The organism is Amycolatopsis sp. NPDC089917 (assembly GCF_040684635.1).
Lineage (GTDB): Bacteria > Actinomycetota > Actinomycetes > Mycobacteriales > Pseudonocardiaceae > Amycolatopsis.
The window spans coordinates 279,024-301,763 of record NZ_JBFBGL010000001.1; the positions used below are offsets into that span (position 1 = coordinate 279,024).

The 22,740-nt window shown below is 68.7% G+C and carries 26 protein-coding genes; 15 read left to right on the forward strand and 11 right to left on the reverse strand.

Features of this window, described 5'->3' with window-relative positions:
* Positions 1-46: 46 nt before the first annotated feature.
* Together AB0N89_RS01390 and AB0N89_RS01395 are read left to right on the forward strand one after the other, a co-directional pair.
* Positions 47-3,055 carry a BTAD domain-containing putative transcriptional regulator gene (locus tag AB0N89_RS01390; RefSeq protein WP_364198974.1) on the forward strand — a complete coding sequence of 1,003 codons (3,009 nt, stop codon included), beginning with the start codon at positions 47-49 and terminating at the stop codon, positions 3,053-3,055.
* Positions 3,056-3,086: 31 nt separating this feature from the next.
* The gene (locus tag AB0N89_RS01395) at positions 3,087-4,304 is read left to right on the forward strand and encodes an FAD-dependent monooxygenase (RefSeq protein ID WP_364198976.1); all 1,218 of its coding nucleotides are present in this window, start codon (positions 3,087-3,089) and stop codon (positions 4,302-4,304) included.
* Between the two features lie 12 nt (positions 4,305-4,316).
* Here the strand turns inward: AB0N89_RS01395 and AB0N89_RS01400 are convergent, their stop codons facing one another.
* Both AB0N89_RS01400 and AB0N89_RS01405 read right to left on the reverse strand, forming a co-directional pair.
* A complete protein-coding gene (locus AB0N89_RS01400) occupies positions 4,317-4,850 on the reverse strand; it encodes a YceI family protein (protein WP_364198978.1) in 534 nt (177 codons plus the stop codon).
* 115 nt (positions 4,851-4,965) lie between these two features.
* On the reverse strand, positions 4,966-5,160 hold the full coding sequence (locus tag AB0N89_RS01405; protein WP_364198980.1) for a hypothetical protein: 195 nt from the start codon (positions 5,158-5,160) through the stop codon (positions 4,966-4,968).
* A 157-nt stretch (positions 5,161-5,317) separates the two neighbouring features.
* Between AB0N89_RS01405 and AB0N89_RS01410 the strand changes: the two genes are divergently transcribed.
* Positions 5,318-5,548: a hypothetical protein gene (locus AB0N89_RS01410; protein ID WP_364198982.1), complete on the forward strand. Its 231-nt coding sequence runs from the start codon at positions 5,318-5,320 to the stop codon at positions 5,546-5,548.
* Positions 5,549-5,661: 113 nt separating this feature from the next.
* Positions 5,662-5,892: a hypothetical protein gene (locus AB0N89_RS01415; protein ID WP_364198984.1), complete on the forward strand. Its 231-nt coding sequence runs from the start codon at positions 5,662-5,664 to the stop codon at positions 5,890-5,892.
* A 79-nt stretch (positions 5,893-5,971) separates the two neighbouring features.
* On the opposite strand, the gene AB0N89_RS01420 is transcribed toward AB0N89_RS01415, so the two are convergent.
* From AB0N89_RS01420 to AB0N89_RS01430, 3 genes are all read right to left on the reverse strand, one after another.
* A complete protein-coding gene (locus AB0N89_RS01420) occupies positions 5,972-7,159 on the reverse strand; it encodes a globin domain-containing protein (protein WP_364198986.1) in 1,188 nt (395 codons plus the stop codon).
* A gap of 173 nt (positions 7,160-7,332) precedes the next feature.
* Positions 7,333-8,550: an epoxide hydrolase family protein gene (locus AB0N89_RS01425; RefSeq protein WP_364198988.1), complete on the reverse strand. Its 1,218-nt coding sequence runs from the start codon at positions 8,548-8,550 to the stop codon at positions 7,333-7,335.
* Positions 8,551-8,568: 18 nt separating this feature from the next.
* Positions 8,569-9,006, reverse strand: a complete 438-nt coding sequence (locus AB0N89_RS01430; RefSeq protein WP_364198990.1) for a nuclear transport factor 2 family protein — start codon at positions 9,004-9,006, stop codon at positions 8,569-8,571.
* A gap of 159 nt (positions 9,007-9,165) precedes the next feature.
* On the opposite strand from AB0N89_RS01430, the gene AB0N89_RS01435 reads away from it, so the two are divergent.
* The 3 genes from AB0N89_RS01435 to AB0N89_RS01445 all read left to right on the forward strand — a co-directional run bounded on the left by AB0N89_RS01435 (position 9,166) and on the right by AB0N89_RS01445 (position 11,309).
* A complete protein-coding gene (locus AB0N89_RS01435; RefSeq protein ID WP_364198992.1) occupies positions 9,166-9,987 on the forward strand; it encodes a helix-turn-helix domain-containing protein in 822 nt (273 codons plus the stop codon).
* Between the two features lie 63 nt (positions 9,988-10,050).
* Positions 10,051-10,638, forward strand: a complete 588-nt coding sequence (locus AB0N89_RS01440) for a dihydrofolate reductase family protein (protein WP_364198994.1) — start codon at positions 10,051-10,053, stop codon at positions 10,636-10,638.
* A 71-nt stretch (positions 10,639-10,709) separates the two neighbouring features.
* Positions 10,710-11,309, forward strand: a complete 600-nt coding sequence (locus tag AB0N89_RS01445; RefSeq protein ID WP_364198996.1) for a TetR/AcrR family transcriptional regulator — start codon at positions 10,710-10,712, stop codon at positions 11,307-11,309.
* 21 nt (positions 11,310-11,330) lie between these two features.
* Here the strand turns inward: AB0N89_RS01445 and AB0N89_RS01450 are convergent, their stop codons facing one another.
* Positions 11,331-11,423: a hypothetical protein gene (locus AB0N89_RS01450; RefSeq protein ID WP_364198997.1), complete on the reverse strand. Its 93-nt coding sequence runs from the start codon at positions 11,421-11,423 to the stop codon at positions 11,331-11,333.
* A gap of 319 nt (positions 11,424-11,742) precedes the next feature.
* Here AB0N89_RS01450 and AB0N89_RS01455 point away from each other — a divergent pair, with 319 nt between their 5' ends.
* Genes AB0N89_RS01455 through catC form a run of 4 tightly spaced genes read left to right on the forward strand, consistent with a single transcriptional unit; the run spans position 11,743 to position 14,935 of the window.
* Entirely contained in the window at positions 11,743-12,648 is a 906-nt protein-coding gene (locus AB0N89_RS01455) for a LysR substrate-binding domain-containing protein (protein WP_364198999.1), read from the forward strand.
* A complete protein-coding gene (locus AB0N89_RS01460; protein WP_364199001.1) occupies positions 12,648-13,751 on the forward strand; it encodes an enolase C-terminal domain-like protein in 1,104 nt (367 codons plus the stop codon). The genes AB0N89_RS01455 and AB0N89_RS01460 overlap by 1 nt, the downstream gene beginning before the upstream one ends.
* Positions 13,752-13,777: 26 nt before the next feature.
* Positions 13,778-14,629, forward strand: coding sequence for a catechol 1,2-dioxygenase (catA, locus tag AB0N89_RS01465; protein ID WP_364199002.1), 852 nt, complete (start codon positions 13,778-13,780; stop codon positions 14,627-14,629).
* Positions 14,630-14,653: 24 nt separating this feature from the next.
* On the forward strand, positions 14,654-14,935 hold the full coding sequence (gene catC / locus AB0N89_RS01470) for a muconolactone Delta-isomerase (RefSeq protein WP_364199004.1): 282 nt from the start codon (positions 14,654-14,656) through the stop codon (positions 14,933-14,935).
* 125 nt (positions 14,936-15,060) lie between these two features.
* On the opposite strand, the gene AB0N89_RS01475 is transcribed toward catC, so the two are convergent.
* Positions 15,061-16,197 carry a M20 family metallopeptidase gene (locus tag AB0N89_RS01475; protein ID WP_364199006.1) on the reverse strand — a complete coding sequence of 379 codons (1,137 nt, stop codon included), beginning with the start codon at positions 16,195-16,197 and terminating at the stop codon, positions 15,061-15,063.
* Positions 16,198-16,208: 11 nt separating this feature from the next.
* Positions 16,209-17,717 (reverse strand): AbgT family transporter, encoded by a 1,509-nt coding sequence (locus tag AB0N89_RS01480; RefSeq protein ID WP_364199253.1) that lies wholly within the window; start codon positions 17,715-17,717, stop codon positions 16,209-16,211.
* Positions 17,718-17,877: 160 nt separating this feature from the next.
* Between AB0N89_RS01480 and AB0N89_RS01485 the strand changes: the two genes are divergently transcribed.
* The gene (locus AB0N89_RS01485) at positions 17,878-18,873 is read left to right on the forward strand and encodes an Lrp/AsnC family transcriptional regulator (protein ID WP_364199008.1); all 996 of its coding nucleotides are present in this window, start codon (positions 17,878-17,880) and stop codon (positions 18,871-18,873) included.
* A 15-nt stretch (positions 18,874-18,888) separates the two neighbouring features.
* On the opposite strand, the gene AB0N89_RS01490 is transcribed toward AB0N89_RS01485, so the two are convergent.
* From AB0N89_RS01490 to AB0N89_RS01500, 3 genes are read right to left on the reverse strand one after another with little or no spacing between them, the layout of a single operon-like run.
* Positions 18,889-19,968: an MAB_1171c family putative transporter gene (locus tag AB0N89_RS01490; protein WP_364199010.1), complete on the reverse strand. Its 1,080-nt coding sequence runs from the start codon at positions 19,966-19,968 to the stop codon at positions 18,889-18,891.
* Complete coding sequence (locus AB0N89_RS01495) at positions 19,965-20,447, reverse strand: hypothetical protein (protein WP_364199012.1); 483 nt, start codon at positions 20,445-20,447, stop codon at positions 19,965-19,967. Before AB0N89_RS01495 ends, AB0N89_RS01490 begins: the two co-directional genes overlap by 4 nt.
* A 2-nt stretch (positions 20,448-20,449) precedes the next feature.
* Positions 20,450-20,875, reverse strand: coding sequence for an XRE family transcriptional regulator (locus tag AB0N89_RS01500; RefSeq protein ID WP_364199014.1), 426 nt, complete (start codon positions 20,873-20,875; stop codon positions 20,450-20,452).
* Between the two features lie 153 nt (positions 20,876-21,028).
* Here AB0N89_RS01500 and AB0N89_RS01505 point away from each other — a divergent pair, with 153 nt between their 5' ends.
* The 3 genes from AB0N89_RS01505 to AB0N89_RS01515 all read left to right on the forward strand — a co-directional run bounded on the left by AB0N89_RS01505 (position 21,029) and on the right by AB0N89_RS01515 (position 22,740).
* Entirely contained in the window at positions 21,029-21,295 is a 267-nt protein-coding gene (locus tag AB0N89_RS01505; RefSeq protein ID WP_364199016.1) for a hypothetical protein, read from the forward strand.
* 38 nt (positions 21,296-21,333) lie between these two features.
* The gene (locus tag AB0N89_RS01510; RefSeq protein ID WP_364199018.1) at positions 21,334-21,624 is read left to right on the forward strand and encodes a hypothetical protein; all 291 of its coding nucleotides are present in this window, start codon (positions 21,334-21,336) and stop codon (positions 21,622-21,624) included.
* Positions 21,625-21,783: 159 nt separating this feature from the next.
* Complete coding sequence (locus tag AB0N89_RS01515; protein WP_364199019.1) at positions 21,784-22,740, forward strand: ATP-binding cassette domain-containing protein; 957 nt, start codon at positions 21,784-21,786, stop codon at positions 22,738-22,740.

The window sequence follows — 22,740 nt, forward strand, 5'->3', positions numbered from 1 at the left end:
GGGAGACCCGGTGGCTTCCGACTCGGCTTACAGCAGAATCTGCTGCGTGCAGTTCGCCATTCTCGGGCCGATCGAAGCCCGCCGTCCTGACGGGAGCCTGGTGGCTCTCGGCGGTCCTCAGCTTCGCGGGTTGCTCGCGCTCCTCGCTCTGGACGCCGCTCGTGTCGTCTCCGCCGAGCGGCTGATAGACGGGCTGTACGGGGATAGTCCGCCCGAGGGCGCCGCCGAGGCGCTCCAGTCCCAGATCTCGCGGCTTCGACGTCGCCTGCGGGACGGCGGCGCACGCGACGGCCTGATCGAATTCACCCCCGCCGGGTACCGGCTGGCCGTCGATCCCCAGGACGTCGATGTCCACCGGTTCGAACGGCTCACCGGCCGGGCGCGGGAGACCGCGGATCCGGCTGTCGCGCACGCGTTGTTCGCCGAGGCGTCGGCGCTCTGGCGGGGACCCGCGCTCGACGGGCTCGCGGACACGCCGAGCGCGGCCCGGCTGGCCGAGGCGCGTCTGGCAGCCCTGGAGGACCACGCCGAGGTGCGGTTGACGCTCGGTCACCACGAACGGCTCGTCGCTGAACTTCGCGAGCTCACCCGTGAACACCCGCTACGTGAGCGGCTCACCGGGCAGCTCATGCGAGCGTTGAACGGCAGCGGCCGTTCCGCCGAGGCGTTGGCGGTGTTCGCCGAGATCCGCGAACGCCTCGGCGACGAGCTCGGCGCCGAACCAGGGGCGGAACTCGCGGACGCGCACATGGCCGCCCTTCGCGGCGCCACGCCTGCTCCGGTCCGGCGGGTGCCGGTACCGCTCACCGGCCTGGTCGGCCGCGACGGAGAACTCGGCCGGCTCGCGGAAGCCTTGCGTGATTCCCGGCTGGTCACGCTCACCGGCCCGGGTGGCGCGGGCAAGACACGATTGGCTGTCGCAGCCTCGGCACGAGTGTCGGGCGAAGTGTGCTTCGTCGAGCTGGCGACGACGACCGAGGTGGCGCGTGCGGCGCTCTCCGCCCTGGGGCTGCGCGAACAAGGCGTATTCGTGCCGGGCGCGGCACCGGAGCCTGCCGATCGCCTGGCCGCAGGGCTCGCCGACAGACCGCTGCTCCTGATTCTCGACAACTGCGAACACGTCGTCGCCGAGGTCGCGGGGTTGGTCCGGCGGCTCCTCGGCGAGTGCGCGGGCCTGCGCGTGCTCGCCACCAGCCGCGAGGCACTGGGCTTGACCGGCGAGGCGCTGATACCGGTCGGCGCGCTGGCCACCGAACAGGCCGAGCGGCTCTTCGCCGAAAGGGCCGCGGCGGTGGCACCTGATGCCGTTCCGGCCCCGGCCGCGGTCAAGCGGATCTGCGCCGCACTCGACGGCCTGCCCCTGGCGATCGAGCTCGCCGCCGGACGCCTGCGTTCGATGTCCGCGGACGACGTCGCCGACCGGCTCGACGACCGTTTCCGGCTGCTGTCCCGCGGCGAACGGACCGCCGAGCCGCGGCACCGGACACTGCGTGGTGTCGTCGAATGGAGCTGGAACCTCCTGGAGCCCGAGGAACGGCTGCTGGCCGGCCGGTTCGCGGTGTTCGCGGGCGGGGCCCGGCTCACGGCGGTCGAGCGAGTCTGCTCGATCCCTGACACAGATGGTCTGCTCGCCGGACTCGTCGAGAAGTCCCTCGTCGAATTCGACGGTGGCCGCTACCGGATGTTGGAGACCATCCGGGCGTTCTGCGGCGAACAGGGCGAAGACCGGCGTGCGGCGCACGCGAAGTACTTCCTCGATCTCGCCCGCGCGGCCGAGCCGAAACTGCGCGGCGCGGACCAGGTGAAGACGTTGGCGGAGCTGGCCGCCGAGCACGCCGACCTCCAGGCCGCGCTGAGCTGGAGCGTCACCGAAGCGCCGGAAACCGCGCTACGCCTCATCGCGTCCTTGACCTGGTACTGGTGGCTGCGCGGGCTGCGGAACCAAGCGACCCCGTTCGCGGACGCCGTTCTCGCCGCCCTCGGCCCGGAACCGCCGCCGGGGCTGGCCGAGGAGTACGTCCTCTGCCTGATCCACGCGTCGGCCACGGACGTGGACATCGAACCGATCCTGCGGTCGTCCGACGAACCGCTGCGCCACCCGTATCTCTTCCTGCTGTGGGCGTTTTCGCCACGCACCAAGGCGAAGGAAGGCGGACGGCTCGCCGCGCGGATCGGCCCCGACGCCTGGTCGCAGGCGTTCGCACGGATAGGTGACGGCCTCGGCGCGCAGTACCGCGGGCGGATCACCGAAGCCGAGTCCCACTTTTCTGCGGCGAGGGACGGATTCCGCGATTTGGGCGACCGTTGGGGCCAGGCGAGCGCACTGGAGAAGCTCGCGGAGTTCGCGGATTGGCGCGGCGACCACTCACGGTTCCGCGATCTGATGGACGAGTCGATCCGGCTGGCCGACGCACTCGGCGCCGTCGAAGACACCGCCGACCTGCTCTGCCGCCGCGCCGAGGGCGTGCTTCGGGCCGGGGACGTCGAAGCAGCCAGGACCGACTACGAAGCCGCCGCCGTGCAGGCCCGCGTCGCAGGGACACCCTTGACGCTCGCACGGGCCCGGGGCGGGCTGGGCGAGATCGCCCGGTATTCCGGCGACCTCGACGCGGCCCGGCGGTGGTACGGCTCCGCGCTCGGCCTGACCGTCGATCCGGTGACCGGTGGGGAAACACGGATCCACCTGTACACCGGCTTCGGCTGGACAGCGGCGGCCGAGGGGAACCTCGACGAGGCGACCGAGCTGCACCAGGAGGCGCTCGCCACCGCGATCGAGTACGCGAACCTGCCGGGTGCGGCCCAGGCGATCGACGGACTGGCCGGGGTCCTCGCGGAACGGGGCGAAGACGAGCGGGCCGCGTTCCTGCTCGGCGTCGCCGTCGGCCTGCGCGGAGCGCCGGTCATCGGGAACCCCGAGGTCGACGCCGTCACGACACGGGTGCAGGCGCGCATCGGCACGGACAAGTACGCCGAGGCCTTCGAACGCGGTCGCGAAACACCCCCTGAACAGGCGATCCGGACGACCGGTCAGCGGCGGTTCACGCTCGGTTCGTGATCGGTCAGCGGCGTCGTCCACGCTGCCGGACATGACGACGAACCGCGAAATCCTCATCTCCGGCGCCAGTGTCGCCGGCCCCGCCCTCGCCTGGTGGCTGAACCATCACGGCTTCCGCCCGACCATCGTCGAACGGGCCCCGAGCCTGCGCGAGGGTGGCTACAAGGTCGACATCCGCGGTGTCGCCGTCGACGTGGTCCGCCGGATGGGTCTGCTCGAACGCGTGCAGGCGACGAGCACCGACATGCGGGGAGCGGCGTTCGTGAACAAGCGCGGCAAGGAGATCGCGACGCTGGACGCCGACACCTTCGGCTTCCGACACGGCGACGACACCGAGATCCTGCGCGGTGACCTCGCGAAGATCCTGTACGAGCACACCCGCGACGACACCGAATACCTCTTCGGTGACTGGATCACCGGCCTCGACCACCGGGACGACGGGGTGCTGGTGACCTTCGCCCACGGCGAGCCGCGCCGGTTCGATCTGGTCGTCGGCGCGGACGGCCTGCATTCCGGGGTCCGCGCGCTGGCGTTCGGCCCGGAAGAGGACTACCTGCGCCGATTCGACGCCTACATCTCGATCTCGACCGTGCCCAACACGTTCACGCTGGACCGCTGGGAGCTGCTTCACTCGGCGGCGGCGGGCAAGATGGTCAACGTCTACAGCACCGCCCGCGCCGACGACGCGAAGGCCGCGTTCTGGTTCAGCGCGCCGCTGACCTGCGACCACCGGGACGTCGAAAGCCAGAAGGACTTCGTGGGCGCGCAGTTCGCCGACCTGGGCTGGGAAATCCCGGAACTGCTCGACTCGATGCGTCAAGCCGACGACTTCTACTTCGACCCGGTCTGCCAGATCCACCTGGACCGTCTTTCGACAGGCCGCGTCACTCTCGTCGGCGACGCGGGTTACTGCGCGTCCCCGGCATCGGGCCAGGGCACGAGCCTCGCCCTGGCCGGCGCCTACGTCCTGGCAGGCGAACTCGCGGCCGCGTCAGGGGACTTCCCGGTGGCGTTCTCCCGGTACGAGACCGAGATGCGGCCCTACATCGAGAAGAACCAGGCCTTGGCCGAGACGGCATTGCGCGGGATCATCCCGCGATCGCGGATGTTCGCGTGGATCAACACCCGGCTGATCAAGCTCATGCCGTACCTCCCCGGCCGCAACCGGGTCCTCGAACAAATGGCCCGCCCGGTCCGCGAAGCCGCGAACGCCCTGGTCTTGAAGGAGTACGCGGCCGTCGCGCGATGAGGCGATGTCCGGTCAGCGGCCGATCGTCACCGCGACGGTGAACCGCAGCGTCACCTTCGAGCTGACCATGAGCCTGGTCGCGAAGTTCTGGTTCACGCCCCACTGATGACGATCGACCGTGACGCTGCCCGCGAAGGCCACCCGGGACGCGGCGGTGTCGACCAGTTCGACGACGATGCCGCGAACGGGGTTGGTCACACCTCGAATGGCCAAGTCCCCGGCGACCTCGAACCGGGTGCCGCCGAGGTGCCGGATCCCGGTCGAGACGAAGGTGATCGTCGGGTGGCTCTCCGCGTCGAGAAACGCCTTGCGGAGTTGACCGTCGCGTCGCGCGTTCCCGGTGTCGATGCTCGCGGCCTTCACGGTGAACCGGACACCGGACCTCGACGGTTCGCCGCCGTCGAGGCGGACGCTGCCTTCGACCTCGTCGAAATGGCCGGTCACCCGGCTGGCCATGGTGTGCCGCGCGACGAAGCCGAGCGTCGTCCGGGCGACGTCCAGCCGGTAGTCACCGGTCAGTTCGGTGAAGGTGGTCATGGCCGTCATGGTGGAACTCCTCGCGGGGGTGGGGTGTTCGGTCTCGCCACCACGACGACGTGGCCCTGCCGGATGTGAGGCGCGACCGGCAGGGCCTCGGGCCGACGCAACCAGTGTCGACGTGCTAGATGACCCCGAGATTCCTGAGCTGGATCGCGAGCGCGACGAAGCCGCCGGTCGCGGTACCCCAGACGAACCTGAGCACGCGGAAAGCATCCGCGCGGTGCCGCTCATCCGGCCGGAACAGTGCGCCGTGAGTCGCACAGCCGATCAGCACGGCGAAGAACACGGCGAATCCGCCGAAGAACCAGGGCAGCATTCTGAAATCCCTTCGATCCGCAAAACGTTCGTGATGGGGAGTTCTGCGGGACACGGGACTTCTGCTCGCTCTTTGCAAGGTTTCTTCACTCCACGGCTCCGTCATGGATGCACGTGCAAGGGCTCCCCGTACTCTGGACCGGACGGGAGGTGGTGACGTGACGGACGAACAGCTGCTCATCGAGTTCGCGTTGACCCGCCTGGACAATCCCGGCCTCGACCTCGAGGAAGTGGCCACCCTGACCGTCCGACGCCTCGGCGAAGACCGGATGCTGGACTTCGCCGGTCTCACTCTCGCCAGCCGCGGTGAACTACGCGGAGCCGCCTTCCCCGCCGCGGTCGAGCACGTCCTCCGGGTCGTCCTGACCTTGCGCGGACCGGACGACTAGGCCTCCCCGAGTCGTCGGCGACACGTCGAATTCAGCCGTTCGCAGGACAAGCATGTCCGTTTCGTGGTTGTTTGTGCGTGCACGTGTTTCAAGAGAGAACTGGGGATACACAAGTGAAGACGAAGATCGCGGCAACAGCCGCAGTCGTGGGCGCGCTGGCGTCGACGATCGCGTTCGCGCAGCCTGCCAGCGCGGGCGTCGACCCGAGGTATCACTACGAGTCCAGCTGGTCGACAGAGGGCGACTGCCGGATCAACGGTTACTCCGGCCAGCAGAACGGTCGCTGGTCGGCTTACTTCTGCTCCGCGTCGACCTGGTCGTGGGACCTCTACATCAAGCCGTAGCTCGCACGGGCGTGGGGATCCTGAGTATCCCCACGCCCACCGGAGCAGAGCCGTTCCGCTCCCCGCTCTAGTCGAGCGGTCAGTCCCGGTCGAGCATCCCGGGGCCGAAGACCTCGTAGCGGACGCGGTCGGCAGGCAGACCGCGACGGATCAGCCCGGCTCGGATGCCTTGCATGAACGGCAAAGGGCCGCACAGGTAGGCGATGGAGTCCGGCTGTAACGGCAGCGCGTCGACGTCCATCCGCCCAGGTCGCGAGTCGTCGTCGTGGTCACTTTCGTACCAGTACAGTTCGTCCACCTCGCCCAGACCGGTCGCCGTCTGGGCACATTCACGGCGGAACGCGTGGTGAGCCGGTGAACGGTCGGCGTGGGCGAGCACGATCCGCCGGGTCGGCTGGGTGCGCGCGAGATGGTCGAGCATGGCCGCCATCGGCGTGATCCCGATGCCGGCACTGACCAGGAGCACCGGTCCGTCACCGGTGTCGAGCGTCGTCTCCCCCGCGGGCGGCCCGAGCAGCAGAACGTCGTCCTCGGTCACGTGATCGTGGAGGTGGTTGGACACCGCGCCTGCCGGGGAACCCTCGTGGCCGCGAACCCGGCGGACGGTGATCCGCAGCGAACCCCGCCCGGGACCGTGCGACAGCGAGTACTGGCGAGGCTGACGACGGCCATCAGGCAGCTCGACCATGACCGACACGTACTGACCCGGCAGGAAATGCGGCACGGCCGCGCCGTCATCGGGCACCAGGGTGAACGAGACCGCATCGACGGCTTCGTCCAGGCGTTTGGCCACGCGCCAGCGGCGCCAGAGGTCGGCGGGGTCGAGGTCGCCACGCTGGTAGAGGCGGGCTTCGGCCGCGATCAGCCGGCAAGCGAGCAGCCAGTACACCTCGTGCCACGCCGCGAAGACGTCAGGCGTGACCGCTGCGCCGAGTACGGTCCCGACGGCGGTGAGCAGGTGGTGACCGACGATCGGGTACTGCTCGGCCCGGATACCCAGCGAAACGTGCTTGTGGACGATCCGCTCGGCGACTCGCTCGAACGGCGCCCCTTCGTCACCGATCAGGCATTCGGCGAAGCCGACCACGGCCGAGGCCAGCGCGAGCTGCTGCCTGCCATCGGCCTGATTGCCCTGGTTGAACAGATCGAGCAGTTCCGGATGCGCGGAGAACATCGACGAGTAGAACTCACCGGTGATCTCCACGGCGTGCGCTCGTACGACGGGCAAGGTGGCACGAACCACCGCGGCGGAGGCTGGTGACAGCAAGGAATTCTCCTTCTTCGGGAAGAAGACCGGTCCTCGCGAAGGCACTGATACGGCCACGACCGATCTGTTTCCGATACTGCCGGGAACGAAGTGCGGCACCAAGGGATCTTCGGATCACTCGGCCGGGGACCTTGGTCCCTGCGAAGCTCCGCCTGGCGTGACACGGACCGATCTCAGCGCAGTGGGCGGAACGTGGTGCGCAGATCGTCGATCCACGCCTCCGGGTTCTCCCACGGACCGAAGTGACCGCCCTTCTCGTGGACGTTCACCTGACGCACGTCGGCGTAGAAGTGACCGGCGGCTTCCTTGAACGCGGCGACGCGCTGGTCGTGGTCGTGGGCTCCCGGAGGCGCCGCGTCGCCCAGGTGGAAGGTGAATCCGGTGGGCGCCTCGACGGCCGGGGTCCGGTCGTGCGACGGCTGCCACGGGTGCCGGTTGACGTTCTTGTAAGCGCGGATCGACGACCCGATGGCTTGGTTGACCCAGTAGATCGTCGCGTTGGTGAGGATGTGGTCCACCGGATACGAGTCCTCGAACACGCCGTTCTGGTCGCTCCATTTCTTCCACCGCTTCAGGATCCAGGCGAGCATCCCGATCGGGGAATCGTTCAGGCCGTGCGTGATCGTCTGTCCGTCGAGCATGTGCACCGCGACGTGGGACACGTAGGTGTTCACGAAGTCGACCATGTCGGCGCGCTCCCCGGCGGGCAGCCGGTCGATCGGCGCGCCGCCGGTCAGATCCCAGTGGCGATCGCACTGGAAGATCGTCAGCAGCATCTCGTTCCCGAGGTGGAGACCGTGGAGCGAGTCGGCGTACTTGTGACCGAGTTGCGCCCCGACGAGCGCGCCGTAGTCGGCCGCGCCGACGCCGAAGCGCTGATGGCCGAGCACGTCGGTCATCAGCGTGTGGAACCGGTCCGCCATGCTGACGAAGTTCTCCTTGCCGTTGGTCAGCGGAGTGGAGAAGGCGAATCCGGGCAACGAGGGCACGATGACGTCGAAGGCGTCAGCCGGGTCGCCGCCGTACGCGCCCGGGTCGGCGAGCGGGCGGATGACCTTGCTCCAGTCCCAAAAGGTCCACGGCCAGCCGTGCATGAGCAGCAGCGGGATCGGCGCGGGTCCCTTGCCCGGCTCGCGGATGAAGTGCACCGGCGTGCCGCCGACGTCGACGCGATGGTGTGAGTAGCCGTTCAGCCGGGCTTCGACAGCCCGCCAGTCGAACCCGTCGGCCCAGTACTCCACGATCGGCCTGAGATAGGCGGTACTCAACCCGAAAGCCTCGTCTTCGTTGTCCAGATCGGGCGCGAACCGGGTCGCCTTCAGCCGTGCGCGGAGGTCGTCGAGGACCTCCTGCTCGACGTTGATGACGAATGGTTCGAGGGTGTCGGTCATGTCAATGCTCCTTGGGGTTCAGCGGGTCGGGTCCAGACGGAGCCTGGAGATGCGGAGTTCGGCGATCAGCCAGCGCCCGTCGAGACGGGTGAAGCGCACCCGGTAGTGGCCGTAGCCGTGCATCCCGGTGCCTTCGGCGGCCGGCCGGGTGACGATGTCCTCCATGGCCCAGACGCCGGTGGCCGAATCCTCCGACTCGAAGTCGATCTCACTGGAGAACAAGTGGTGTACCAGCACGGAATCCGGGTGGTTACGCGCTTTGAGCTGATCCGCGATCTGGGCGCGGCCGGTCATCCGCGCCTGCACCGATCCGTCCATTGTGGACGCGATGAAAGGCGCGTCGGGCAGGAAGAGCGCCGCGAGATCGTCCCATCGGTGGTGATCGGCGCTGTGGACGTAGCGGGCCATCACGCGCCGCACGTCCTCCGTCGCCACCAGGCGGGCGAGGTCGTCCATCGTTTTCCCTTCACACGGCCGAATTCGCTTGGCTCGACCGAGCATGCCGAGCGAAAAATGTACCCGCAAGTACATTCCGTGCCCGGGGCCTTTGCGCCCGCCGGCGTGCGATCCAGGCGGGGCGTCGGCGATGCTGTGCGCGTGGAGTACGTGTCCCGAGTGCCGCGACCGCCCCTGGACGGGCTGATCGACGACCTCTACTACCTGGAGGGCGCGCCGCCGTACGCCCGGCTGACGCTGCCGCCGGGGCCGTCGGCGCTGCTCATCGTCAACCTCGGGGAGCCGTTCCGCATCCGTGCGGCCACCGACATCGAGACAGCCGAGTACGCCGACGGCTGCGTGATCACCATGCCCACCCGCGCGTACGAGTTCGGCTACCCGCCCCGGACCCGGTCCGTCGGCGTGCACTTCAAGCCGTGGGGGCCGGCGCCGTTCCTGCCGATGCCCGCGGCCGAGCTGTGCGACCGGCCGGTGACGATGGAGCAGGTCTGGGGCAGGGCCGCCGTTGCCGAGCTGCGAGACCGGCTGGCCACGGCGGACGGACCGCACGCGATGCTGACGCTGCTGGAGGACGAGCTCATGCGACGCCTGCGCGAGACCGCCGGCCTGGGGCTGGTCCGCCACACGAGCGGTGTCATCACGGCGGCCGGCGGAGCTGTGGCGATCGGCGACCTCGGCGCGGCAGCCGGTGTCAGCAGCACTCATCTGGCGCGGCGGTTCAAGGAACTCGTCGGCGTCACGCCGAAGCGGCTGGCCCGCACCTACCGCTTCGCCGCCACCGTGTTCGCGATCGACCCGGCCGAACCGATCGACTGGAGCGACCTCGCCGGTCGCGCAGGCTACTTCGACCAGGCCCACTTCGGCCACGAATTCCGGGCGTTCACCGGCCTCACACCGACCCGGTACGTCGAGGTCCGGCGGCGGTTCCTGCGCGAACATCCCGGCCACACGCTGGACGGCTGGCCGCTGCCCGCCGATTGATTTCTTACAAGAGCGAAAGCTCACGACGCGCTAATTTGGACACCCCCAAGCAGAGGAGTGCCCGTGAGCACGGTGGTCATGTACAGCTCGGTGTCGGTGGACGGCTTCATCGCGGACGAGCATGACCAGCCCGGACCGCTGTTCGACTGGTTGTCCGGCGGCGAGGTCCCGTTGGACGAGAGCGGAGCGCTCAAGGTGTCGCAGGCGTCCTACGACTACACCCGGGCGTACTGGGATCGGATCGGGGTGACGATCGCCGGCCGCCACGTCTTCGACCTGACTGACGGCTGGGACGGGAAGCCCCCGAGCGGGATCGACCACGTGGTCGTCGTGACGCACCGGCCTGCGCCCGAGGGCTGGGACCCCTCGGCGCCGTTCCACTTCGTCGACGGCGTCGAAGCAGCCGTGGCCAAGGCGCGGGAGCTCGCCGGTGACCGCGTGGTCGAGGTCGCCGCCGGCGACGTCGGTGGCCAGGTGCTCGCCGCGGGCCTGGTCGACGAGGTGCGCATGGACGTCGTGCCGGTCGTGTTCGGGTCCGGCAAGCGCTACTTCGGGTCGGTCCGCGCGCAGCATCTGTTGGAGGATCCTGAGGTGATTCAGGGCGACCGGGTCCTTCACGTGCGCTATCAGGTGCGCCGTCGATCGAGCTGAGCGGGAACCATGGCCACGCCCGATCGCCGGACTTGCGACAATGGACCCGCAAGTACATTCGGGAGGTCCTGATGCTCACGAAGAAGGGCGCCGCGACACGGCAGCGGATCATCGACGCCGCGGCCGACGAGATCCGCGACCGCGGCGTGGGGGCGGCGACCCTCGACGACATCGGCCGCCGGAGCGGAACGGGCAAAAGCCAGCTCTTCCACTACTTCCCGGAGGGCAAGGAACAGCTGCTGATGGCCGTGGCCGAATGGGAGGCCGGTCAGGTCATCGAGGACCAGCAGCCGTATCTCGGGCAACTGACCTCGTGGGACGCGTGGCGCCAGTGGCGTGACGTCGTGGTCGAGCGGTACCGGCGGCAAGGTGTGCACTGCCCGCTCGGGGTGCTGATCACCGAGATCGGCAGGCACACGCCCGCCGCGCAGGCGGTGACCAGGCAACTGCTGGAGCAGTGGCAGCGGCAGGTCCAGACGGGCATCGAGCACATGCGGGAGAACGGGTTCATCAGCCGTGACGTCGACCCGGTCCGCGCCTCGGCCGCGTTGATCGCCGCGATCCAGGGCGGCGTCACCATCCTGATGTCCACCGGCTCAGCGGACCATCTCGAAGCGGCGCTGGACCTGTACCTGGAGTACTTGGGCGCCGCCGCGCCCTCCTACAGCTGAAGCATCCGTTCGGCCCTCCCCTCAACGGTCAGGCGGGTACTGGACGATCTTGCCGGACAAGAACAGTTCCACGGCGACCTCCTTGTTCGACATACCCCGCGCCACCAAGCGCATGACGGGGTTCGAAGAGCCGCCGGTTCGCGCGGTAGACGCCCGCCTCGGCGTCGGCGACGACGGCGGACACGTGCTCCAGCATCTCGGTCATGGATCCTCCAGCGGCGCGGATCGGCCACCTGCGACTCGTTTCGCCGTGGCATGACCAAGAACCCTGACAGGCGGTGCCGCCGGTCACACCCGACATCTGCCTAGACCTGACCTAGGGTGCTATTGATAAGCGCTGTTTATCAATCAGGGTGAATCAAGTCTTTGTCTTCGATGATTTCACTTCCTACCGTGAGGAGATCGGCGACAGGGACAAGGAAGGAGGCGTCTCATGGAACTTCGACACCTGCGGTACTTCGTCACCGTCGCCGAGACCTGCCATTTCGGCAGGGCCGCCGAGCAGCTGCACGTCGCGCAGCCGGCGCTCTCGCACACCATCCGGCAGCTGGAGGACGAACTCGGCGTCGTCCTGCTGGCCCGGACGACCCGGCAGGTCCGGGTGACACCCGCGGGCGAGTTCTTCCTGGCCGAAGCGCGACGTGTGCTCGCGGGACTGGACGTCGGCGTGCGGGGAGTCCGGCGGATCGGTGAGGGCAAGCTGGGCCTGCTCAGGATCGGGTTCACCGGCACGGCGGCGTTCTCCCACCTGCCTCATCTCGCCAGGGCGCTCGCCCAGCGGGTGCCGCGGGTGGAACTGGAGGTCCGCGCCGATCTCCTGACCGCCGAGCAGTGCGAGCACCTGCGCACCGGAACGCTCGGGATCGGAGTGCTCCGGCCCCCGGTGACCGGGGACGACATCGACTTCCGGGTGATCGAGAGCGAACCGCTGGTACTCGCCGTCCCCGCCGACCATCGGCTGGCTGTCGAGCCCGTCGTCGCGATGACGGATCTGCGGGCCGAGCCGCTCGTGACCTACGACCGGCGCAACTCGGTCGTGTACGAGGCCGTCGCGCGCAGCTGCCGGGAAGCGGGTCTCACGCCTCACCAGCTGCACGAAGCGCCCGGAACAGCGGTATTGCTCGCGCTGGTCGCGGGTGGACTGGGAGTCGGCGTGGTGCCCGCCTCGGCCCGCGCACTCCCCTTGGCAGGCGTCGTGTTCCGGGACCTCGCCGGCGCGGCGACCGTGGAGCTGGCCCTGGCTTGGCACCGCGAGAGCCCGTCCCCGCTGGTCGCGACCGTCCTCACCGAACTCGAGGACGTCTTTCCTTCCGTTCGAGTACCCACAGGGGCCACCTGATGAAGATCACGCACGTCGAAGCGATTCCGTTCGCCATCCCCTACCGAAAACCGCTGAGGTTCGCTTCGGGTGAGGTGGACGCCGCCGAGCACGTCCTCGTGCGGGTGCACGCCGACAACGGCGTCGTCGGCGTCGCCGAGGCTCCCCCGCGGCCGTTCACCTACGGCGAGACCCAGGCCGGGATCGTCGCGGTGATCGACTCCCTGTTCGCGCCGCAGGTCGTCGGGCTGAGCCTGCTCGATCGCGAAACGGTACACACCCGGCTCGCCCGCACGGTCGGCAACCCGACCGCGAAATCGGCGGTGGACATGGCGATCTGGGACGCCCTCGGGCGCAGCCTCGACGTGTCGGTGACGGAACTGCTGGGCGGCTACACCGACCGGATGCGCGTGTCGCACATGCTCGGCTTCGACGAGCCCGCCGCGATGGTGACCGAGGCCCAGCGGATGCGCGAAACCCACGGCATCACCACGTTCAAGGTCAAGGTCGGCCGCCGCCCGGCCTCGCTCGACACCGCCGTCGTACGCGCGTTGCGAGAGCATTTCGGCGACAGCGTCGACCTCTACATCGACGGCAATCGCGGCTGGACCGCCGCCGAATCCGCCCGCGCGATGCGGGAAATGGCCGACCTCGACCTGCTCTTCGCCGAGGAACTGTGCCCCGCCGATGACGTCCTCGGCCGGCGTTGGCTCGTCCGGCAGATCGACGTGCCGTTCATCGCCGACGAATCCGCGGTGACCCCGGCGGACGTCACCCGCGAGGTCCTCGGCGGATCCGCCACCGCGATCAGCATCAAAACCGCCCGCACCGGCTTCACCCGCTCGCAGCGCACCCACCACCTCGCCGAAGGCCTCGGCCTGGAAGTCGTGATGGGCAACCAGATCGACGGCCAGCTCGGCTCGCTGTGCACGGTCGCGTTCGGCTCGGCCTACGAGCTCACGTCCCGGCGCCCCGGCGAGCTCTCGAACTTCCTCGACATGAGCGACGACCTGCTCACCGAGCCCCTGTGCATCACCGACGGCGAACTCACCGTCCGCCCCGGAGCTGGCCTCGGCGCAGAAATCGATCCCGACAAGCTCCGGCGCTACCGCCAGGACCACTGACGCCCACCACGAATCAAGGAGGATTCATGACCGCCATCCACGAGACCGCCACCGCGGCCGCGTCCGGCGCCAACGCGACCGAACGGTTCAAGAGCGACAAGTTCGCCGGTGCCGCCGGAACGCCGAAGGAGCGGGTCAGCCTCCTGGCCCGCGAGGTACTGGAAGCCGTGCACGGCACGATCCGCAAGCACAAGGTCACCTACGACGAGTACAACGCCCTCAAGTCGTGGCTGATCGGTGTGGGCGAGGACGGCGAGTGGCCGCTGTTCCTCGACGTATGGGTGGAGCACGTCGTCGAAGAGGTCGCCACCGAACACCGCGAAGGCAACAAGGGCACCATCGAAGGCCCGTACTACGTGCCCGACGCGCCCGAGCAGGGCGCGCGTGGCTCGGTTCCGATGCGGGACGACGAGCCCGGCACCCCGCTGACCTGGACAGGCAAGGTCACCTCGACCGACGGCACCGCGCTCAGCGGCGCGAAAGTCGAGCTCTGGCACGCCGACGCCGACGGCTTCTACTCCCAGTTCGCGCCGAACATCCCGGAGTGGAACCTGCGCGCGAGCTTCACCACCGACGATTCCGGGAAGTTCGAGATCCACACCGTGCGGCCGGCGCCGTACCAGATCCCGACCGACGGCGCCTGCGGCAAGCTCATCGCCGCGGCGGGCTGGCACGCGTGGCGCCCGGCGCATCTGCACGTCAAGGTCTCGGCACCGGGCCACGAACTGCTCACCGCGCAGCTGTACTTCCCGGGCGACGAACACAACGACGACGACATCGCTTCCGCGGTCAAGCCGGAACTGGTGCTGGACCCGCGCGAGTCGGGCGACGGCGAGGCCATCGAGTACGGCTTCGTCCTCGACCCCGAACGTCCCTGACCACCGTCCTTTTTGGAGTGATCGATGCTTTACCACGTCCGCATGGACGTCCGCCTGCCACCGGACCTCGACCCGGCGGAACGGGCCGACATCATCGCGCGGGAGATGGCGTACAGCCAGCAGCTCCAGCGCGAGGGAAAATGGCCGCAGCTGTGGCGGATCGCCGGTGAGTACGCGAACTTCTCGATCCTCGACGTCGCCGACCACGACGAACTGCACACACTGCTGTCCGGCCTGCCGTTGTTCCCCTACATGGACATCAAGGTGACACCGCTGGCGGTGCACCCGTCCAAGATCGCGGGCTGAGCCCCCTGGCTGCCGGGTTGCCCAAGTCCGTGAAGGACTCCTTGAGGGACTCTGGGTCCCTCAAGGAGTCCTTCACGGACCGCCATGCGGAGCGAGGCCGGTCCCGAAGGAACGTCGGGCCGTGCCTACCCGGCGAGCGCCGTGATCAGCCCGATCGCCAGCGCCGTCCGTTCCGGGATGTGCGCCGCGAGGACGTGCTCGTCACGCGCGTGGGCGCCACCTCCGACGGCGCCGAGCCCGTCGAGCACCGGGCGCCCCAGCGCCGACACGAAGTTGCCGTCGCTCGCGCCGCCCACGGCGGTCTCCGCCAGCTCCCAGCCCTGGTCGGCCGCCACCTTCCGCGCTGTCGCGAACAGCGCGCGTGATGGCTCGTTCGGCGTCATCGGCGGGCGGTTCCACTCTCCCTCGACCGACACGGTCACACGGGGATCGGCGGCTTCCAGCCCGGCGAACACCGCGTCGATCCGGTTCATCTCCGAAGGTTCGGCGACACGGACGTCGACTCCGCAGACCGCCTTGCCCGCGGTGACGTTGCGACCGGTACCGCCGGAGATGGTGCCGACGTTGACCGTGGTCCCGTGTTCGCGCGAACCCGCGGCGGCGAGCCGCCCGACGACGTCGGCGAGGGCGTGGATCGCGCTCGCTCCCGCGTCGGGGTCCAGACCCGCGTGCGCTTCGACACCGGTGGCGGTCACGTCGAACAGGCCGACGCCCTTGCGCGCGGTCTTCAGTTTGCCGTCCAGCGACGCCTCGAAGACGAGAGTGGCGAGCGCACCTTCGCTCGCGGCTTCGATGTACGGCCGCGAGTGCGGGCTGCCGATCTCCTCGTCGCCGTTGAAGAGGAACCTGACCGACGGATGCGGAAGGCCGAGTTCGCGCAGTCCTCGCAGCGCCCAGACCGACTGCACCAGGCCGAGCTTCATGTCGAACGCGCCCGGCCCGGTGATGCGGCCGTCTTCGTCGGTGTACGGCCACTCGGCGAGCGTGCCGGTCGGCCAGACCGTGTCGTAGTGGCTCAGCAGCAACACCGTTCCCGGCGCCGTCCCCGCGTAGCTCAGTTCGAGCACGTCACCGCGGACCGCGTCGCTGTGCCGGGCTTCGGTATCGGGTGCGCCGAGCCGGTCGAAGACCCAGGTCCGGAGCGTGTCGAGGCCTTTGTCCAGCATCGGCTTGTCGTAGCTGTGCGTCTCCAGTTCCACGATCCGCCGGAGATCGTCGAGCAGGGCCGGCAGTGCGTTCCGGGACCAATCCGTGTGTGACAAGGGAATCCTTTCTAGCGAACAGGGGCGCCGGGGCCGAGCGGGATGCCGAACGCCCAGAACACGAAGAACAGCAAGGTCCAGACGATCAGCAAGGCGAACGAGAGCGGGACCGTCATCGAGAAGAGCGTGCCGATGCCCGCCGAACGCCGGTACCGCTGCAGGAACCCCAGCGCCATCACGAAATACGGACTCATCGGGGTGATCGCGTTCGTGCACGAGTCCGCGATGCGGTACAGCGCCTGGGTGGTCTCGGGCGGGATGTCCAGCAGCATCAGCATCGGCACGAACACCGGGCCGATCAACGCCCATTGGGCCGAACCGCTGGTGACGATCAGGTTCACCAGGGTCACCACGACGAGGATGCCCAGCATGATGACCGGTCCGGACACCCCGGCGGATTTGAGCAGGCCGGCGCCGTCGACCGCGATGATCTCGCCGATGCCGGTCCATTTGAAGTAGGCGAGGAACTGGGAGATGGCGAAGAACAACACCAGGATCGGCGCCATCTCCCGGAAGCCGTGCGCCATGAACCCCGGGATGTCGCGACTGCTGGTCACCGTCCCCGCGACCTTGCCGTAGGCCCAGCCCGCGGCCAGGAAGCCGAGTGCCAGGAAGATCGAGACCGACGTCAGCAGCGGCGACTCGACGATGCTTCCGCCCTTGCCCCGCAACGGCGACGACGCGGGCAGCACCGCCAGCACCAGGGCGACCACGAAGACGGCCAGCGCGATCAACGCGGCGAGCAGGCCGCGTCGTTCCTGCCGGGTGAGCTGGAGCGAGCCGAGATCGTCCTCTTCCGCGTCGTCGTCGACGGGCATCTCTTCGGCGCGCCGCGCGAGGATCTTCTCGGTCACGAGCGTGATCACCACGGCCAGCACGAGCGACGAGGCGAGCGAGAAGAAGTAGTTGGCCAGCGGGGTGACCGAATAGGCCGGGTCGATCGTCTGCGCCGCCGCCGTGGTCAGGCCGGAGAGGATGGCATCGGTCGGCGTGATCAGCGGGCTCGCGTCGTAGCCGGCGGAGATGGACACGAACGCGACCACGATGCCCAGGATCGGGCTCCGGCCCACCGCGCGGAAAGCCAAGGCCCCCAACGGGATCAGGACCACATAGGCGGCGTCGGAGGCCACGTGGGACACCATTCCGGTGAACGCCAGCGCGAAGGTCACCCACCGCGGCGACACCTTCGAAACACCCGACCGGAGGACGGCCGCGAGCAGCCCGGACCGCTCGGCCACCGCCACGCCGAGCATCACCACGAGGATGGTGCCGAGCGGCGGGAACGACGTGTAGCTCTTGACCGCGTCGGTCACCATCATCCGCACGCCCTCGGCGGACAACAGGTTCTTCGCCTCGATCGCCTTGCCCGTGGCCGGGTTCAGCGCCGAAACCCCGGCCGCGCTGAGCCCCCAGCTGGCCAGCGCCAGCACTCCGCTCAGGATGACGAACAGCCAGAACGGATGCGGCAACTTGTTGCCGAGCCGCTCGACGACGTCGAGCGCGCGCAGCAGGAGATGCATCGGGCGGGAGGTGGTTCTGGCTTGCGGGGAACTCACCGGCGCGGCTCCTTCCTGATCGGTGGCTCATTACAAACTCACGCGAACGAATAGTGCAAGCTTCGGTCAAACCCTGCACGGATCATTCATATGAGATCTACTAGTGACTGATACATTCACGATTATGTTGACGGAGCCGGAACTCGACCTGATCGCGGCGCTCCAGATCGCCCCGCGGGCTTCGGTAGCCGTGCTCGCCGAAGCACTCGACGTTTCCGCCAGCACGGTGGGACGGCGGCTCGTCCGGCTCGATGAGCAGCGGATCCTCCGGGTGATCGGCCAGGTCGAGTGGACGGCGAGGGCTCGCGGGAACCCGCGACACGTGTGGGTCACGACCGAACCCGGAGCGTCCGGTTCGGCGGCGAAGGACCTCGCACGGTTTCCCGAGGTCCAGCTCGCGGCGGAGACGGCGGGCCGATCGGATGTCTACCTGGCCGTACACGTTCCGGACCGCGCTCAGGCGCGCGAGCTTCTCGCCGATCGCATCCCCGGGGTGGCCGGCGTGGCGGGTACCCATTCGGAACTCGTGCTGCGGGCACTGACCAGGGCCGACTCCTGGCGTTTGCATCGGCTGAGCCGAGAGCAGCACGAGATCCTGTCCCGCGAACAGGTGGTACCGACTGCGCCGGACTGGTTCGACACCGACAAGGCGAGCCCGGACGAGCGGCGGCTCATCGGGCTGCTGGCCGGGAACGGCCGGATCACCGCGGCGGAGGCGGGCCGGATCCTCGGCCTCAGCCAGTCCACCGCCTACCGGCTGATCCAGTCGACGCTGCGGCGTGGCATCGTCCGGCCACGGGTGGAGGTCGAACCCGCTCAGCTCGGCTACGAACTGGAAGCGATCATCGCGCTGACCGTCACCCCGGGCGCCATTCAGGACGTGGCCGGGGAACTGGCACGGCATCCGTCGGCGCGGTACGTGTCGATCGTCGCCGGCACGGCTTCGATCATCCACCAGGGCGTGTTCCGGAACGAGGACGAGATGGCCGACTTCCTCACCCGCGACCTCGCGCCCCTGCCCGGCATCACCGCGCTGCAGGTCTCCGTGGTGTTGCGCATGTTGCGCCGGTACTGGCTGTACCGGGAGGACGGCAGGTTCGCCCCGGACAGCCGGTCCTGAGCAGCGACCCCGGCGTCACCCGACTTCCGCGACCGCGCGTTCCCGTATCTCCCGCACGACGAGGGAGTGCTTGAACGCGGACGACACGGCGCTCAGCCAGGCGCTTTCCTCCCGCATGCCGGGGTGGGCCGCGTCCGGTCCGGCCGAATGACGCGGCCAGCTCTTGCCCGCCTCGCGCATGACCAGCGCCGCCGCCAGTTCGGCGGCGGCGCGCGTGGGTTCGTCGACCGGTACGCGCAGCCATTCCCCGAGGTGCGGCGGGACGTGCGCCCGCAAGGCGAGGAGACCGTCACGGATCTCGATCACCCTGCGGTACAACGTGAACTCCAGGTCGTGGCGTACGGGCAGGGCGATCTGCGGATGCGCGGCGACGAGCTCTTTCCACAGCGGCGTCACCGCCCGGATCCGTCTCCACGCGCGGGCCAGCCGGAGAGCGCCGTCCCAGGTGGTGAACAGTCCGCCTGCGACCCACAGCACCATCGCGCAGAGACCGAGAAGACGGGCGCGCGGCAGGAAATCCAGGTCCGCGAGGTCGGTGATCTCCAGCCACAGCGACGGAAGCCCGGAGAACAGCACCCACCCCATCGTCGCGATCGCGGCGCAGACGAGGATCCGCAGTCCGGTCCGGAACGTCCCGCGCGGACGCCCCGCCGCGCTGCGGGCCAGCGTGCGCGTGAACATCACCAGGCACGTGATCGCGTACGTCGTGAGGATCACCTGATACGCGACGATGCTCCAGCGCCACTGAAATCCGGAGGTGCCCGCCTCGAACCGGTGCGGCGCGAAGTCCAGATAGCACAGGACCATCAGGGCCCAGCACACCGCGATCGGCCAGAACGCCGTCGGTTTCTCCGGTGACCGGGTACTGCGGACCAGCTGCACCAGCGCGCGCATCGCGAGCAGTTGCAGCGCGTTGGTGACCAGCCGCGGGAGCAGGTCGTCTCCGAGCAAGCGGACCGTGCCCTCGGCCGAGATGGCGAGCGCGGCCGCCATGCTGAGGAAGAAGGTGGCCAGGTGCTTCGGTCCGGAGCGGACCGTCATCAGCCGGGTGAGGCCGATCAACGCCAGCAGCGCGGCGGACAGATAGCTGATCATGATCCGAGGGCGCGGCGCAGCCGATCGGATCCCCGGCCCGCGCTCACGGCTCGCCGCATGAGCAGCGACGCCACGAGCTCGGCCTCCTTCTCCTGCTCCTGCGCGTAGGTCGTGCGGCCGAGGACCCGGCGGACCAGGTCCACCGACAGGCTGGGCGTGATCATCGCGGCCACCGTCTCCGTCGCCACCTCGCCCTCGACGTGCCCGCACAGCAGATGACCGAGTTCGTGCAGCAGGATGTGGCTCTGGTGCAGCGGGGACGTGTCCCGTGTGTAGAACACGTAGTCCGCCCGGTCGGTCGCTGCGAGAACCCCGCACGGCGCTCCCGGCCGCGCGTCGAGCGCCACCAGTTCGATGGGCCGTCCCCGCATCGCCGCGACCTCGCCGAACAACGTGGTCACCTCGAACGGATCCGGCAGCCGCACGGCGGACGCGATCCGCTCGCATCTGCGCCAGAGCGCACTTTTCCTGCCCAGCATGGCTACTCCCCCTGGTCCCGCTTGGACTCGCGCCGACTGATCGCCTCGACGATGTCGGTCACGGTCCCGAGCCCCTCCTCGGACAGCGTCACCGCGCGCAAAGCCAGGTTGCGCACCGCGTTGTTCCGCAACGCTCCCAGCAATTCGATCTCTTCGGCAAGAGCCCTTCCCTGTTCGTCGTCGAAGAAGTAGGCGGGAGGCACCTGGAAGAACGCCGCGAGCGCTTCGAGGTGCCGCTTGGTCGGGTTGTCCCGGCGGCCCGTCCTCAGTTGCCAGAGATAGGCGGCGGAGAACGTCTCGCCGGTGCTCTCCCGGCAGGCCCGCGCCACCTCCTCGTGACTGTGCTGCTCACCGTTGGCCCGCCGGACCACCTGGAAGAGGCGGTCGATCCGGCTGGTGAGCGTGGTCTCCCGTGGTTCGGCCACCATCGCCTCCATTAGCTGAGATGAATATCGCGCAGCATCTCATCCATCTGGGATTGACAACCACGCGAGCGCTCCCCTACGGTTTCCACGTTAGCTGAGATGAATGACCATGGGGAGTCGGTCGATTCTGGCTGACGACCTGGAGGGGGAGTTCCCATGAAGAAGTTCCTGACCGCGGCCGCTCTGACGGTGGCCGCGGTGACCATGTCGGCGACGCCGGCGTTCGCGGTGGAGACCGGAGATTTCTACGCCACCGGTATCGGCCCGGGTCCGTCGCAAGCCATCACGTCGGCGGAGCAGGTGGCCCGTCACTTCGCGCGCAACGCCGGATGGCTGGACTCGCAGTGTTACGTCCGCGCCGCGCAGCCTCAGGGCCAGATGGGTTACTACAGCGCGACCGTCTGGCTCTGGTGCCACCGCTGACAGTCGTTCCGTCCACTGAAAACCAGGAGGGGTAAAGCATGACCAGAACGATCACCCGTGGTGCGGGGGCCGTCGCCCTCGCCGGGCTCATGGCACTCGCGCCGACGGTGGCGAACGCCTCGACCGGCGTCCAGGAGAGCCGCGCGTTCCTCGGGACGACGATCGAGAAGACCTCGGCGTCGGCCAAGCGGACGGCGCTGCAGCAGGCCTACGACCATGCGGCGGCCTACGGCTACACGCCCGATCAGTGCGTGACCGTCCATCTCTACTCGGTGAAGATCAGCTTCGTGATGTACCGGGGTGAAGCCGGGATCAACTGCACGAAGTAGGACGAAGCCGCCTTGACCGGACTGTCCCGGTCAAGGCGGCCGAGCAGTCCTCACCGCAACTTTCGTTGCGCTCACGAGCGACGTTGTGCAGTAGCCGATCAACCGTCCCGAACGGTTCGGTGGACACCGGCAGCACGAACCGAGGGCCGGAGCGCACAAGTGATCACAGCACGAGAGCTGACGAAGAAATACGGGACGACGACGGCCGTCCGTTCTTTGTCGTTCGACATCAAGCCCGGGGTGGTGACCGGCTTCCTGGGCCCGAACGGGGCGGGCAAGTCGACCACCATGCGGATGATCCTCGGCCTGGACGCGCCCAGCGGCGGTTCGGTCACGGTCAACGGCAAGGCCTATCGCGACCTGCCCGCACCGATGCGAGAGGTCGGGGCGCTGCTCGACGCCAAGGCCGTGCACGGCTCCCGCACCGCCTATCGCCACCTGCAGTGGGTGGCGCAGGCAGGCGGCCTCCCCCGCAAGCGAGTGGACGAAGTGCTCGACACCGTCGGCCTCACCGAAGTCGCGGGCAAGAAGGTCGGCGGCTTCTCACTGGGCATGTATCAACGGCTCGGCATCGCCACGGCCCTGCTCGGCGATCCCCCGACGTTGTTGTTCGACGAACCGGTCAACGGGCTCGATCCCGAAGGCATCTACTGGATCAGGACGCTGATGCAGGACCTCGCCGCCGAGGGACGCACGGTCTTCGTGTCGAGCCACCTGATGAACGAGATGGAAGAGACCGCCGCGCACGTCATCGTGATCGGCCGGGGCGAACTCATCGCCGACATGCCGATCGTCGACCTCACCCGGAGCAGCGCCCGCAGCCACGTCCACGTGGTCTCCCCGCACGCCACCGAACTCGCCAAGGCACTCGAACGGGCGGGAGGCACGGTGACAGCGCGAGAGGACGGCTCGCTCGACGTCGACGGCCTGGACGCGCCGCGGATCGGTGACATCGCCCTCGAACGGCGGCTCGGACTGCACGAACTCACCCCGGTCCGCGCCAGTCTCGAAGCCGCGTTCATGGATCTCACCAAGAACAGCGTGCAGTACCGCTCCGCGAGCGAACACAAGCTCGCCGAGACGGTGCGGGCGCTCGCCACGGAAGGCGGTGAATGA

Excerpts from the sequence above, each read along its gene's own strand:
- AB0N89_RS01395 (WP_364198976.1), top strand. The coding sequence starts at position 3,087 with ATGACGACGAACCGCGAAATCCTCATCTCCGGCGCCAGTGTCGCCGGC.
- AB0N89_RS01400 (WP_364198978.1), bottom strand. The coding sequence starts at position 4,850 with ATGACGGCCATGACCACCTTCACCGAACTGACCGGTGACTACCGGCTG.
- AB0N89_RS01405 (WP_364198980.1), bottom strand. The coding sequence starts at position 5,160 with ATGCTGCCCTGGTTCTTCGGCGGATTCGCCGTGTTCTTCGCCGTGCTG.
- AB0N89_RS01425 (WP_364198988.1), bottom strand. The coding sequence starts at position 8,550 with ATGACCGACACCCTCGAACCATTCGTCATCAACGTCGAGCAGGAGGTC.
- AB0N89_RS01430 (WP_364198990.1), bottom strand. The coding sequence starts at position 9,006 with ATGGACGACCTCGCCCGCCTGGTGGCGACGGAGGACGTGCGGCGCGTG.
- AB0N89_RS01445 (WP_364198996.1), top strand. The coding sequence starts at position 10,710 with ATGCTCACGAAGAAGGGCGCCGCGACACGGCAGCGGATCATCGACGCC.
- AB0N89_RS01450 (WP_364198997.1), bottom strand. The coding sequence starts at position 11,423 with ATGCGCTTGGTGGCGCGGGGTATGTCGAACAAGGAGGTCGCCGTGGAA.
- AB0N89_RS01455 (WP_364198999.1), top strand. The coding sequence starts at position 11,743 with ATGGAACTTCGACACCTGCGGTACTTCGTCACCGTCGCCGAGACCTGC.
- AB0N89_RS01460 (WP_364199001.1), top strand. The coding sequence starts at position 12,648 with ATGAAGATCACGCACGTCGAAGCGATTCCGTTCGCCATCCCCTACCGA.
- catA (WP_364199002.1), top strand. The coding sequence starts at position 13,778 with ATGACCGCCATCCACGAGACCGCCACCGCGGCCGCGTCCGGCGCCAAC.
- catC (WP_364199004.1), top strand. The coding sequence starts at position 14,654 with ATGCTTTACCACGTCCGCATGGACGTCCGCCTGCCACCGGACCTCGAC.
- AB0N89_RS01480 (WP_364199253.1), bottom strand. The coding sequence starts at position 17,717 with ATGCATCTCCTGCTGCGCGCGCTCGACGTCGTCGAGCGGCTCGGCAAC.
- AB0N89_RS01485 (WP_364199008.1), top strand. The coding sequence starts at position 17,878 with ATGTTGACGGAGCCGGAACTCGACCTGATCGCGGCGCTCCAGATCGCC.
- AB0N89_RS01490 (WP_364199010.1), bottom strand. The coding sequence starts at position 19,968 with ATGATCAGCTATCTGTCCGCCGCGCTGCTGGCGTTGATCGGCCTCACC.
- AB0N89_RS01495 (WP_364199012.1), bottom strand. The coding sequence starts at position 20,447 with ATGCTGGGCAGGAAAAGTGCGCTCTGGCGCAGATGCGAGCGGATCGCG.
- AB0N89_RS01500 (WP_364199014.1), bottom strand. The coding sequence starts at position 20,875 with ATGGTGGCCGAACCACGGGAGACCACGCTCACCAGCCGGATCGACCGC.
- AB0N89_RS01505 (WP_364199016.1), top strand. The coding sequence starts at position 21,029 with ATGAAGAAGTTCCTGACCGCGGCCGCTCTGACGGTGGCCGCGGTGACC.
- AB0N89_RS01510 (WP_364199018.1), top strand. The coding sequence starts at position 21,334 with ATGACCAGAACGATCACCCGTGGTGCGGGGGCCGTCGCCCTCGCCGGG.